The sequence below is a fragment of the Mesorhizobium silamurunense genome (genome assembly GCF_014843905.1).
GTDB classification, from domain to species: Bacteria; Pseudomonadota; Alphaproteobacteria; order Rhizobiales; family Rhizobiaceae; genus Mesorhizobium; species Mesorhizobium silamurunense.
In genome coordinates this window covers 18,116-30,742 of the sequence record NZ_LPVS01000104.1, presented here as the reverse complement: position 1 = coordinate 30,742, position 12,627 = coordinate 18,116, and the positions used below count along the sequence as shown (strand labels likewise).

Sequence of the window (12,627 nt, the reverse complement as noted above, 5' to 3'; positions counted from 1 at the left end):
CTCAGCGCTTCTTCGCCCGGCCGGCAAAGGGGTTATCCGAGGTGCGCAGCGCGATGCGGATCGGCACGCCGGGCATATCGAAGGCCTCGCGCAGGCTGTTCGACAGGTAGCGGACATAGGATTGCGGCATCACGTCCGGCCGCGAGCACGACACCACGAAGCCCGGCGGGCGGGTCTTGGCCTGCGTGACATATTTGATCTTCAGCCGGCGGCCGGCGACGGCGGGCGGCGGATGATGCGCCAGAATGCCTTCCAGCCAGCGGTTGAGCTTGCCGGTGGAGACGCGGCTGTTCCACACCTTGTGCGTCTTGATGATGCTCTCCATCAGCCTGTCGAGGCCGCGTCCGGTCTCGGCCGAGACCGTCACCGCCTGGATGCCGCGCACCTGCGGCAAGAGCCGCCCTGTCTTCTCACGCAGTTCGGCGAGAAGCTCCTGCGGGTTGTCGATCAGGTCCCATTTGTTGAAGGCGATCACCGGCGCGCGGCCCTCCCGGATGATCAGATCGGCGAGTTGCAGGTCCTGCTTCTCGAAGGGGATGGTGGCGTCGAGCACGATGATGACGATCTCGGCGAAACGGATGGCGCGAAGGCCGTCCTGTACCGAAAGCTTCTCGAGCTTTTCCTGGACCTTCGACTTGCGCCGCATGCCGGCCGTGTCGAAAAGTTTGATGCGGCGGCCGCGCCAGTCCCAGTCAACGGAGATGGAATCGCGGGTGATGCCGGCCTCCGGGCCGGTCAGCAGCCGCTCCTCGCCGATCAACGCGTTGATCAGCGTCGACTTGCCGGCATTGGGGCGGCCGACGACGGCGATGCGCAGCGGCTTGCTGTCATCATAGGCAGGCTCGGCATCAGGGTCGGCGATGTCCTCGCCGATCAGCACCTCGCTGACGGCGATCTCGTCGCCTGGCTCTTCTTCGTCCTCGCCGAAGGCACGTTCCTCGCCGAGCGCGGCGATCACAGCGTCGCGGAGATCGGGCATGCCCTGGCCGTGCTCGGCCGAAACGGGGATCGGCTCGCCGAGACCGAGCTCCCAGGCCTCCAGCATGCCGCCTTGCGCGCCACGCGCCTCGGCTTTGTTCGCGACCACCACGACCGGCTTGCCGGACTTGCGCACGACTTCGGCGAATGTGCGGTCGTCGGGCATCAGCCCGGACTTGGCATCGACGGTGAAAAAGATCAGGTCGGCCTCGCGGATCGCGATCTCGGTCTGCTGGCGCATGCGGCCGGGCAGCGTCGAGGCAGCCGCATCCTCGAAGCCGGCGGTGTCGATGACGTCGAAGTGAAGATCGTAGAGCTTGGCTGCGTGAACGCGACGGTCGCGCGTCACGCCCGGCGTGTCGTCGACAAGCGCCAGCTTCCTTCCCACCAGCCGATTGAAAAGGGTCGATTTGCCGACGTTAGGCCGGCCGATGATGGCGACTTTGAATGACATCCGAGGTCACGACGCGTTGCCCGACCCGCGGATCAGTTCGGACATCAGCGTCGCCCGCTGGCGCGCATTGCGCGGGGCGCCGTCATCCGAAGCAATCTGGTCGAACAGTTTGAGCGCGTCAGCCGACTTGCCTTCCTTCCAGGCGGCAAGGCCGAGCGCCTCGCGCGCCGAGCTGCGCAGCGGGTTGGTGTCGGCGGTGAGCGCCTCGACCCGGCTGGAGACATCGGCAAACGAGCCGTGGTCGACCAGCAGCAGCGCCGCCCTCAGCCGCGCCATATCGCGGATGCCGGCGGGAATGGCACTGTCGGCGGCGACCGCGTCGAAATCCTTGACGGCGGCGTCGACATCGCCCTTGTCGGCCTTGACGGTCGCGGCGCGCATGCGGGCGAGCAGCGGATAGGCGCCATAGCCATCCTTCTCCAGCTGATCGAGGGCGGCGATCGCCTCATCGTTCTTGCCGTCATTGGCGAGCTTGAGAGCCTGCGAGAAGGCATCGCCCGACTGGTTGGCGCGGGTCTCGTCCCAGTAGCGGTAGCCGACGAAGGCGGCGGTGCCGACCACCACAAGGATGGCCAGGCCAAGCAGGGCCGGGCCAAAACGGTCCCACAGCGCCTGCGCCTGCTCGCGACGAATCTCTTCGTTGACTTCGCGGATAAAACTGTCGTCGGACATCAATCAAAAACCATTGCAGCCCCGGAACGGGGCGCTTCTTGAGCCCCGCGTTTTAGCGAAATTTTGTCGGCATGGAAGGGGGATCGCCGGAAAATCGGCGGGACAAGCCAGGGCGGCTTCCAGCCGGGGCGCAACGTACCGATGCCACAATTGGGCAATAGCCGGTATTCCAATCATCAGAAGATGTCTCCGAAGGTTGCCTGTGCCACATCCGTTCCGCGTCCTTGCGCTCAGTCTCGCTTCGCTTGCCAGCTCCGTTGCCGCGGTCTTCGCCGATCCGCCCAAACCGCCGGAGTCCATGCCGGCGAGGCCAAAGCAGATCGTGCTTATCTCTTTCGACAGCGCGCGCGAGATCTCGCAATGGGAACGCAGCCGCGCGCTGGCAAAGCGCACCGGCGCGCATTTCACCTATTTTCTGTCCTGCGTCTTCCTGCTCTCGCCGGAGACACGCAGTGAGTACACCGCACCCGGCAAGGGCGCCGGCAAATCGAATATCGGCTTTGCCGCCTCGAAGCAGGAGGTGGCGGACAGGCTGGAACAGATCCGGCTCGCGGCCGCCGAAGGCCACGATATCGGCAGCCATGCCTGCGGCCATTTCGACGGCAAGGACTGGAGCAAGGCCGACTGGCTGGCCGAGTTCGCCGCATTCCGGCACATCCTCGAAAATGCCTATGCGATCAGCGGCATTTCGCCAGAGCCGCCCGGCTGGCGCGATTTCGCGCGCCGTGCCGTGATCGGCTTTCGCGCGCCGTACCTGTCGACCGACAAGGCGCTTTACGAAGCGCTGCCCGAGGCCGGCTTCCAGTACGACGCGAGCGGTGTCTCGAACGGCCCTGCCGTGCCGCCGACAAAGAACGGCATCATTGGCTTTGCGCTGCCGCAGATTCCGGAGGGGCCGAAATCGAAACCGGTGGTCGCCATGGACTACAATCTCTATGTCCGCCATTCGGGCGGCTTCGAGAGACCGTCGATGGCGGGTGAGTTCGCCGATCGCGCCTACCACGCGTTCCGCGCCGCGTTCGATGCCCAATACAATGGCAAACGACTTCCGCTCGAGCTCGGCTTCCACTTCACACAGATGAACGGCGGCACCTACTGGAACGCGCTGGAGCGCTTTGCCGGCGAGGTTTGCGTCATGCAGCAGGTCGAATGCATCAGCTTCCGCGACTATGTCGCGCGGCAGCGCGTCAGCGACAGGCAGGCGATGGCGGGCGGTTGAGCCGCCGCCCACACCCACCCAATATTGATCAGGCTGGATCCGCCTCCTGCGCCTGGCGCTCGACGAAGCGCTGGTCGATGTCCGGCAACGGCTCGCCCTTGATCGTGGCTTCGAAAGCACGCAGGCGCTTATGGACCGATAGAAGCTCGACAATCGTCGACCAGGAATTGACCAGATACTGGAAGGAACTCGTCACCTGCGAGAAGGCGGAACTGATCTGGTTGATCAGACCCAGCGTCAACGTACCAGCTATCAGCGAAGGTACCATCAGGAAATAAGGGAAGACGGTATTGAGCTGCAAATAAAGGTAGCGGACCACATTGAAATAGACGTAGTGGAAATAGAGCCGGAAGTAATTGTGGCGGACATTGGCGAACAGCTCGGCGGTGGTCAACGGCTGGGCCCGGTCGGCATGGTCCTCGCCATAGACAAGCTCCTTCCGATAGGCGGCTTCGACCCGCTGATTGCGGAACTGCAGGCCAGGAAGCTTTATACCCGCGGCGGCAATGCACACGGTGCCGAAGATCGCCCAGAAGATCGCAGCAAGAACAAGCGGCTGCGGAACCTGACCGACGAATGGTAGCACCGTGATATGCTTGGAGTAGCCGAGCAAAATCGGCATGAAGGCGATCAGCGTCATTATCGAATCGACGAAGCTCGTGCCGAGGTCTTCCATGATCCGGGAGAACCGCATCGTGTCTTCCTGCACGCGCTGGGCGGCGCCCTCGATCTGGCGCAATCTAGGCCAATGCGACATGTAGTAATGGTTCATTGCGGTGCGCCAACGAAACACCCAGTGGCTGACAAAGAAATTCGTCAAAACCAGCACGGTAACGGCGACAAGAGCGATACCGAGGAACGTTATTATTTGCGCGTAAACATCACTTTCCGTGGCCTTCACGCTTTTGCTGACGATGCCCTGAATAAGGTCCCAAAACGGCCCGTACCAGGCATTGATCGCGACACTGACCTGTACCTGAAAATAGGTTGTGAACAGGATCAGCGAACTGCCGAGGATCGACCAACCTGACCACTGGTGTGGGGAATACAGTTGCCAGAAGGCATAAAAGGCCATCACGCCTAGTGCAAAGTAGATGTAGAACCAAAGAAATGGGGGCGACCAAAATACTGACACGCCTATGATAGGTGGGGCCTCCGAAGCGGCGGCAGGTAATCCGATTAGAGCGCCGATCTGCTCACCGCCCAGAAACCACACGATCACCATGACCGCGCTCCATACGATCGCCGAGGTGAAGAAAAGCTTCGGCTGCGGGAAGAAGGATACGAACACTGTGGCGGGTTTCCTCGGTCTGACCGCAAATCAGCGGCGTTGCTGTTCGGCGGGCATAAAGTCACACATTAGTGGGAAAGAAAATGCCCGTGCCCGATGCCCGGCCTCGAGCAAGACCACAAATCATGGCGATTTTGGCGCAGCCGACCAGGCGATGACGCCGGAGAGCAGCAAGGCAACGGCGGCCATGATCGAGGCGAGCACGTAGTTGCCCGAGGCCTGCGCGAGCAGGCCGGCGGCGATCGGGCCGATGATCTGGCCGAGGCCGAAGGCGGCCGTCATCACCGCGAAGATGCGGCGCGGTGCCTGCGGCGCAAGCTGCCTTGCCGCTTGCAGGCCGAGAGCGGTGATGGCGATGAAGGTGCCGCCGAGAAGCACACCGGCGAGCAGCGGCCCGGTGAAGCCTTTGACGACGACGCTGGCGGTGACGCCGACCACCTCGACCAGGCAGCTCACGGCATAAGCGGGATAGAGACCGATCCTGCCGGCGAACTTCTGCCAGAACCAGGTCGAGGGGAAGCCGGCAAGGCCAGCGACCATCCAGACGGTGGCCTCGAAGACGCGCCCGCCGCCGCCCTGGCGAACGATGGCGACCAGAAAGGTGGCCGTCACCACATAGCCGAAGCCGAACAGCCCATAGGCAAGGATCATCTTCGTCAGCGACCTGTCCTTCGGCAGCGCCGGTTCAGGCCCGTCGACGCCGTTGGCGGGCGTGGCGGAGCCCGCGAGCAGCGCTACGAAGAGCAAGCCGACAGCGGAAATCGCTCCCGACCACAGCCAGCCCGCGGGCCAGCCTGCGTGGGTCGTGACGAGAATGGCCAACAGCGCCGAGGATGCCGCGATGCCCAGGCCGACGCCGCCGAAATGCAGCGCTTGCAGGTCGCCGCGGCCGGCCAGGGCGAGATGGCTGAAGACGATCGACGACATGAATACCATGACGAAAGCGCTGGCGAGGCCGGCAAGGAAGCGGATGACGAGGAAAGCGGCCATCGTCTCGTTCAGCCCCATGAGCCCCACGAGCACGGCGCTGGCGGCAAGGCTGGCGAACATCAGCATACGCTCGCGCCCATGCGCCCAGCCGCCGGCCGCGCCGAGCGCGCCGATGAGATAGCCGAGGTAGTTGGCGGAGGCGATCCAGCCGGCGTCGGCCGGCGTCAGGTGCAACTCCTCCATCATGCCGGGCAGGATCGGCGTGTAGACGAAGCGGCCGATGCCCATGGCGACGGCGAGTGCCGTCATGCCGGCAATGGCGAGGCGCAAGGGAGATGGCGAAGCGGCGCTCATTGCAGCGCAACATAAGTGTGTGCGCAGGCGAAACAATGCGCTTCTGTTGGGCCAGTTCGGTTAGGCTGCCTTTCAGTGGCAGGTCGTCTCGTAAGCCGTGCGATGCGCCGTCAGCCGGAACGGCATGTCGCCGAGCTCGCGCTCCGACATCGTGTCGAGCACCGGATGCGACAGCGGATCGACGACCCAGCGGGCGACCTCGCTGTCATCCGGCCGAACCTGACTTGGCTCGGCGCCGGAAAGCCCCTTCAGCAAAGATAAAATCTTCATCCGGATTGCCTCCACGGTCTGGCTCGCCTCGCTAAAATCCGCCTTTCCGCGCCAGGTTTCAATTGAGATTTCGGCCCAGAGAGTTTAGAAAAACTGAATGGCTATGCTGAACCGCGTCCATCTCAACGGCCTGCGCGCCGTCGAAACCGTCGCCCGGCTGGGCTCGCTTGCGGCCGCGGCCGCCGAGCTCAACGTCTCGGTCAGCGCCGTCAGCCAGCAGGTCAAGCGCACGGAAAAGCAGCTTGCCCAGGCACTGTTCGAGCGGACGCCTGCAGGGCTTGTGCCGACGGAATTCGGCACCGTCTTCACGGCCCGACTCAGCGCCGGCTTCCGCGAACTCGCGCAAGCGATGGCGCTGGCTGACGAGGCGAGCGAATGCACGCTGGTGGTGTCGGTGGCGCCGGCCTTCGCCTCGAAATGGCTGCTGCCCAGGCTGTCGCGGCATTTCGCCCGGCACCCGAACGTTTTGCTGCGGATCGACGCTTCCGCCCGGATCGCCGACCTCGACCGGTCCGACATCGACATCGCCATCCGGCTGGGCGACGGCAAATGGCCGGGCGGCCGGGCGGAGCTGCTGCTGGCGCAAGAGGTGTTTCCCGTCTGCGCGCCGTCGATCGCGGCCAGGCTGAAGTCGATCGAGGACCTGGCGCAGACCTGCGCCATCACCGACGAGCGGGCGATGATCAATTGGGACAGCTGGTTCGAGGCGGCCGGCGTCGAGCCCGTCACCTTTCTCAAGGGAGCGCGCTTCACTGATCCGATGCTTTGCCTGGAATCGGCGATCGCCGGCCACGGTGTGATGCTTGCCTGGCAGTTGCTCACCGCCGACGCGCTCGCCGACGGCAGGCTTGTCGCGCCCTTCGGCGTGCGTGCGCAAAGCGGACTTGGCTATTGGCTGGTGACATCGGAGACAAAAAGCGAAAGCCGCAAGGTGCGGGACTTCAAGGCCTGGATCCGCGAGGAGATCGAAGCGACCATGGCGCAGTTCCGAGCGTTGGACAGCGCCGCCTGAACCAGTCGATCACGGTGGAAAGGCCAACCGCGCCGGTCTATGTAAGGACCAGACCCCAACATAACGGCAGGCAGGATCATGACCACACATTCGCGCGGCGTCTCGGCAACAATCGACCCGGTGAAGCTCGACAGGCTGGCGGAAGTCGCGATCAAGGTCGGGCTGCAGTTGCAGCCCGGACAGGATCTGGTGCTGACCTCTTCGATCGCGGCGCTGCCGCTGACCAGGCGGATCGTCGAGCATGCCTACAAGGCCGGCGCCGGGCTGGTGACGCCGATCTTCAACGACGACGAGATCACGCTGGCGCGCTTCCGCTACGGCGCCGACGCCGGCTTCGACCGCGCCGCCGGCTGGCTCTATGAGGGTATGGCGAAAGCCTTCTCCAACAATGCCGCGCGGCTCGCCGTGCGCGGCGAGGACCCGTCGCTGCTGTCGGCGCAGGACCCGGCCAAGGTGGCACGCGCCAACAAGGCGAACTCGATGGCTTACCAGCCGGCGCTGGAGAAGATCACCGGCTTCGACATCAACTGGAACATCGTCGCCTATCCCGACCTTGCCTGGGCCAAGCAGGTGTTTCCGGGCGAGCCCGACGACGTCGCGGTGGTGAAGCTCGCCGACGCCATCTTCTCGGCCTCACGCGTCGACGTCGAGGATCCGATCGGCAACTGGAAGGCGCATAACGCCGCCTTGGCCGAGCGCACCAAATGGCTGAACGGCCACAATTTTCACGCGCTGCATTTCACCGGGCCGGGCACCGACCTGACCGTCGGACTGGCGGAAGGCCATGAGTGGATGGGCGGTGCCTCGACGGCCAAGAACGGCATCACCTGCAATCCGAACATCCCGACCGAGGAAGTCTTCACGACGCCGCATGCATGGCGGGTCGAAGGGCACGTGTCATCGACCAAGCCGCTCTCCTATCAGGGCACGCTGATCGACGAGATCTCGGTGCGCTTCGAGGGCGGGCGGATCGTCGAGGCCAAGGCCGCGAAGGGCGAGGACGTCTTGAAGAAGGTGCTCGACACCGACGAGGGCGCGCGCCGCCTCGGCGAGGTGGCGCTGGTGCCGCATTCCTCGCCGATCTCGAAGAGCGGACTGTTGTTCTTCAACACGCTGTTCGACGAGAACGCCGCCTGCCATATCGCGCTCGGGCAGTGCTACTCGAAGTGCTTCGTCAACGGCGCTTCGCTCAGCCAAGACGAGATCGCGCAGCGTGGCGGCAACAAGAGTTTTATCCACATCGACTGGATGATCGGCTCGGACAAGATCGACATCGATGGCGTGGCCAAGGACGGCGGCCGCGTGCCGGTCATGCGCAAGGGCGAGTGGGCCTGAGAGGACTTTTTTTGCGCAATTCCGGACGGAAAACCGCTGCACAGTTTTCCCGGGATTGCTTGTCAAGGGAGGCTCAATGGCCTTCGACATAGCGGTGAAGCGCATCTATGAGGCGCCGGAGAAGACCGACGGCCAGCGGGTGCTAGTCGACCGCATCTGGCCGCGCGGCGTCGCCAAGAAGGATGCCGCTCTCACCCTTTGGCTGAAGGACATCGCGCCGAGCGACGAGCTGCGCAAATGGTTCGGACATGAGCCTGAGCGCTGGGCGGATTCCCAGAAGCGATACCGCGCCGAACTCGACCGGAACGAGGAGGCGGTGGCGCAACTGCGCGATGTGCTTCGCGAGGGAAAGGTGACGCTGCTCTACGGCGCGCAGGATGAGGCGCATAACAACGCAGTGGCGCTGGCGGGGTATTTGCGGGGGGCGTGAAGGACTCGCGCAACGCTCGCGATTTGCGAAAGCCGAGGTGACGTCCGATCTCCCCTTGCGGGGGGAGATTGGCAGCTTCGCTGTCCCGCTACCCTACCCCACCGCCTCCTCATAAACCTCCGGCTTGAACCCAACCAGGATGCGGTCGCCGACCTCGAGCACCGGGCGCTTGATCATCGTCGGCTTGGCAAGCATCAGCTTCTTCGCCTTCTTCTCGTCGAGCGCTTCCTTGTCCTTGTCCGGCAGCTCCCGAAAAGTCGTGCTGCCCTTGTTGAGCAGCTTTTCCCAGCCGACTTTGCCGACCCAGCCGTTCAATTTGTCGACCTCGATGCCCTCGGCCCGGTAGTCATGAAAACGATACGGCACGTCGTGGCTCTCAAGCCAGACGCGCGCCTTCTTGATCGTGTCGCAGGTGGTGATGCCGTACATGGTGATCGTCAACTCAGACCTCGGGCAGATGGGATTGCGAATCCGGCCGAACCCTAGAGCATGATGCCGAAAAGTGCGAAGCGGTTTTCGGGCGACATCATGCTCTCTTTTTGATTTAGAGCCTGCCCTGCTCGCTTTGCCAGTGGGACTATGTGAAGACGATTTGACGCTCTCCATGGCGGCCGGCATATCATCCTGGCCGCCATGTCTGATTTTCAAATCCTGCAGCGAAAAGACGTAGGATGCCGCAGGCCGATCGGCCTCAATAATAGAAGCGCTCTTCGCTGATCTTGCCGTTCTTGACCGTGTAGAGGCCAACCTCGTCCATGGTGACGCGTTCGCCGGTAGATTTGGGCGTTATGTCGAAGGTGAAGCGCAATGCGAACTGGTCGCCATTGACATAGGGGCCATCGATCGAGCCGCCGTGAACCTCATGGTTCGCTTCCCACCATTCACCCTTCTGCTTGACGGCTTCTTTGCCGTTGCAGACGGCCATCGGCCCTTCCATCGCTTCGTAGCTGACGATGTCGTCGGCATTGTACTTCGCGGCAGCGCTGTGGCTGTCGCCCTGCTTGAGGAGTTCGGTGAAATCCTTGGCAATTTCGGCAGTGGTCATGGGATCCTCCCGGGTTTGGACAGAGTCCAAATAGGGAGCTTGCCATCAGCTTGCCACCGCCAAACGGCCGGTACCTGACAAGTCATGTCAGGACTGAAAACGGCATCGAGCGTCGCCCAATCAGTAACACCCGCGTTGGATCGCCAGCCGCCGCACCAACGCCAGCACGCTGTCGATGGTCGGCGTCGGCTGGCCGGTCAGGCGGCCGAGTTCCTGCACTGCGCCCACCAGGGCATCAATTTCCATCGGACGGCGGCGTTCGAGATCCTGCAGCATCGAGGTCTTGTGCTCGCCGACATCGCCGGCGCCCTTGATGCGCCGGTCGACGGGGATGAGGAAGCGCACGCCGAGGCTCTCGCCGATCGCTTGCGCCTCCAGCATCATAGCACGAGCGACTGCGCGCGTGCCTTCGTCGGCAACGATCGCCGCAAGCGTGCTGCAGGTCAGCGCCGAGATCGGGTTGAAGGAAAGATTGCCCCAAAGCTTCACCCAGATTTCCGAGCGTATGTCCTCGCGCACCGGCGCCTGCAGCCCGGCCTTGACCAGTTCCCGCGCCAACGCAGTGACACGCTCGCTCTTTTCGCCGGAAGGCTCGCCAAGTGAAAACCGCGTGCCCTCGACATGGCGGATCAGGCCGGGCGCATCGACCTCGACGGCGGGATAGACGACGGAGCCGATGACGCGCTCAGGGCCGATGCGCTGCCAGATCGTGCCGTCGGGATCGACCGTGTTGAGCCGCGTGCCTTCAAGCGCGCCGCCGGCCTTGTAGAAATACCACCAGGGCACGCCGTTCTGCATGGTGACGACGGCGGTCCCCTCGCCCAGCAGCGGCGCGATCTCGCCGAGCGCCGGCGCCAGCGAATGCGCCTTCAGCGCCAGCACGACATAGTCCTGCGCGCCGAGCTCATCGGCCCGCGCCGCGGCCCTCACCCGTGTCGCTGTTTCCTTGCCATCCTCGATCAGGCGAAGACCGTTGGCGTTGATCGCTTCGAGATGCGCGCCGCGCGCCACGATCGAAAGATCGACCCGGCCGGCGATCGCCAGCTTGGCGGCGAGGTAGCCGCCGATGGCGCCGGCGCCAAAGACAGTGATGCGCATCAGCCGAGACCGAGCTTTGCCGCAAGGCCGATGCGCTGCAATTTGCCGGTCGCGCCTTTGGGTATCTCGTCCAGGATCACTACCTTGCGCGGCACCTTGAAATCGGCGAGCCGTGCCGCGGCGAAGCCGCGAATGTCGGTCTCGCTGGCGCTCTGACCTTCGCGCAGCACGACCGCGGCCGCGACCTCCTCGCCGAGCTTGTCATGCGGCATGGCGAAGGTGACGACCTGCGCCACCGCCGGATGGTCCATCAGCACGCCGTCCACCTCGAGCGGCGAAATCTTTTCGCCGCCGCGGTTGATGATCTCCTTCAGCCGGCCGGTAACGCGCAGGTAGTTATCCTCGTCGAGCACGCCCTGGTCGCCGGTGTGGAACCAGCCATGAGCGAAGGCGCTGGCATTGGCGTCCGGATTCTTCTCGTAGCCGGCGGTGACGTTCGGCCCGCGAATGACGATCTCACCGATCTCGCCTGCCTGGAGCAGCCGTCCATCGGGCGCCATGACGGCCACTTCCGGTCCCGCCGCCGCGCCGACGCTGCCCGGCTTGCGCTGGCCCGGCGGCAGCCGGTTGGACGCCATCTGGTGCGCGGCTTCGGTCATGCCGTAGGACTCGATCACCGGGCAGCCGAATGTCGCTTCGAGCTCCGCCATGACCTGCGCCGGCAAGGAGGCCGAAGACGAGCGGATGAAGCGCAAGTTTGCTTCGGCGAGCTGCTCGGGATTGCGCGCGGCGCGCGGCAGGATCGCCTGATGCATGGTCGGCACCGCCGTGTACCAGCTCGGCCGCGCCTCGGAGAGCCACTGGAAGAAGCGCAGCGCGTTGAAGCCCGGCGTGCAAAAGACGCTGCCGCCGGCGGCAAGCGAGGACAGCACCGCCGCGATCAACCCGTGGATGTGGAACAGCGGCATGATGTTGAGGCAGCGGTCCGTCGAGGTCAGGCCGAGCGTGGCGCCGATATGCGCCGCCGAAGCGGCAAGGTTGGCATGGCTGAGCGGCACCAGCTTGGGACGTGAGGTGGTGCCGGAGGTATGCAGCAGCAGCGCGGTATCGCCATCCTCGGACAATCCGGACGCGACCGGCGGACCGACCGGGTCGCCCTCGATCGTGAAGACGCCGGCAGGCGCGTCCTGCGGCACGACCAAGCGCAGTACTGGGATGCCAAGGCGTTCGGCAACCTCGACCGAGGGACCTGCCTCGTGCTTGCCGACGAGGATCGCCTTGACGCCGATGTCGGTCAGATAAAAATCGAGCTCGTCGGCGCGATAGGCCGGATTGAGCGGCGCCGTGGAGGCGGCAGCGGCGACCGCGATGAAAGCCGTCGCCATCTCCGGGCCGTTGGGCAGCACAATGGCGACGCGGTCGCCGCGGCCGATGCCGAGCGCGTTGAGCCGGGCCGTTGTCTCGTGGATCAGCCGGCGCAGCCCGCCATGCGAGAGAGCGGTCCGGTCGGGCGCAGCAATGGCCGGCGCATCTTCGGCACCGGGCGCAAGACGATGGGCAAGGTCGATGGAGTTTTCGCTTCTTGTCATGGTTCCAGAC

Annotated in this window: 13 protein-coding genes; 4 read left to right on the top strand and 9 right to left on the bottom strand. The window is 64.3% G+C overall.

Translation table 11 applies throughout. The features are described 5' to 3' along the window. Nucleotide 1: 1 nt before the first annotated feature. Together der and AU465_RS31285 are read right to left on the bottom strand one after the other, a co-directional pair. Complete coding sequence (der, locus tag AU465_RS31290) at nt 2-1,432, bottom strand: ribosome biogenesis GTPase Der (protein ID WP_192256595.1); 1,431 nt, start codon at nt 1,430-1,432, stop codon at nt 2-4. Nucleotides 1,433-1,438: 6 nt separating this feature from the next. After that, nucleotides 1,439-2,104 carry a tetratricopeptide repeat protein gene (locus tag AU465_RS31285; RefSeq protein WP_192256593.1) on the bottom strand — a complete coding sequence of 222 codons (666 nt, stop codon included), beginning with the start codon at nt 2,102-2,104 and terminating at the stop codon, nt 1,439-1,441. 202 nt (nt 2,105-2,306) lie between these two features. Here AU465_RS31285 and AU465_RS31280 point away from each other — a divergent pair, with 202 nt between their 5' ends. Next, nucleotides 2,307-3,323 (top strand): polysaccharide deacetylase family protein, encoded by a 1,017-nt coding sequence (locus tag AU465_RS31280; RefSeq protein WP_192256591.1) that lies wholly within the window; start codon nt 2,307-2,309, stop codon nt 3,321-3,323. A 28-nt stretch (nt 3,324-3,351) separates the two neighbouring features. On the opposite strand, the gene sbmA is transcribed toward AU465_RS31280, so the two are convergent. From sbmA to AU465_RS31265, 3 genes are all read right to left on the bottom strand, one after another. Further along, nucleotides 3,352-4,614 carry a peptide antibiotic transporter SbmA gene (gene sbmA / locus AU465_RS31275; protein WP_192256589.1) on the bottom strand — a complete coding sequence of 421 codons (1,263 nt, stop codon included), beginning with the start codon at nt 4,612-4,614 and terminating at the stop codon, nt 3,352-3,354. A 123-nt stretch (nt 4,615-4,737) separates the two neighbouring features. Further along, nucleotides 4,738-5,898 (bottom strand): YbfB/YjiJ family MFS transporter, encoded by a 1,161-nt coding sequence (locus tag AU465_RS31270; protein WP_192256587.1) that lies wholly within the window; start codon nt 5,896-5,898, stop codon nt 4,738-4,740. A 72-nt stretch (nt 5,899-5,970) separates the two neighbouring features. After that, a complete protein-coding gene (locus AU465_RS31265) occupies nt 5,971-6,168 on the bottom strand; it encodes a hypothetical protein (protein WP_192256585.1) in 198 nt (65 codons plus the stop codon). 97 nt (nt 6,169-6,265) lie between these two features. Here AU465_RS31265 and AU465_RS31260 point away from each other — a divergent pair, with 97 nt between their 5' ends. From AU465_RS31260 to AU465_RS31250, 3 genes are all read left to right on the top strand, one after another. Further along, nucleotides 6,266-7,180: a LysR substrate-binding domain-containing protein gene (locus AU465_RS31260; RefSeq protein ID WP_192256583.1), complete on the top strand. Its 915-nt coding sequence runs from the start codon at nt 6,266-6,268 to the stop codon at nt 7,178-7,180. Between the two features lie 78 nt (nt 7,181-7,258). Next, on the top strand, nt 7,259-8,515 hold the full coding sequence (locus AU465_RS31255) for an aminopeptidase (RefSeq protein ID WP_192256581.1): 1,257 nt from the start codon (nt 7,259-7,261) through the stop codon (nt 8,513-8,515). A gap of 76 nt (nt 8,516-8,591) precedes the next feature. Continuing rightward, complete coding sequence (locus AU465_RS31250) at nt 8,592-8,945, top strand: DUF488 domain-containing protein (protein WP_192256579.1); 354 nt, start codon at nt 8,592-8,594, stop codon at nt 8,943-8,945. Between the two features lie 93 nt (nt 8,946-9,038). Here AU465_RS31250 and AU465_RS31245 read toward each other — a convergent pair whose 3' ends face one another. The 4 genes from AU465_RS31245 to AU465_RS31230 form a co-directional block, all read right to left on the bottom strand. Then, the gene (locus AU465_RS31245) at nt 9,039-9,386 is read right to left on the bottom strand and encodes an ArsC family reductase (RefSeq protein WP_192256577.1); all 348 of its coding nucleotides are present in this window, start codon (nt 9,384-9,386) and stop codon (nt 9,039-9,041) included. A 250-nt stretch (nt 9,387-9,636) separates the two neighbouring features. Continuing rightward, nucleotides 9,637-9,990, bottom strand: a complete 354-nt coding sequence (locus AU465_RS31240; RefSeq protein ID WP_192256575.1) for a nuclear transport factor 2 family protein — start codon at nt 9,988-9,990, stop codon at nt 9,637-9,639. 120 nt (nt 9,991-10,110) lie between these two features. Continuing rightward, complete coding sequence (locus AU465_RS31235; RefSeq protein WP_192256573.1) at nt 10,111-11,088, bottom strand: 2-dehydropantoate 2-reductase; 978 nt, start codon at nt 11,086-11,088, stop codon at nt 10,111-10,113. After that, nucleotides 11,088-12,617, bottom strand: coding sequence for an acyl--CoA ligase (locus AU465_RS31230; RefSeq protein WP_192256571.1), 1,530 nt, complete (start codon nt 12,615-12,617; stop codon nt 11,088-11,090). The genes AU465_RS31235 and AU465_RS31230 overlap by 1 nt, the downstream gene beginning before the upstream one ends. Between the last annotated feature and the right edge of the window lie 10 nt (nt 12,618-12,627).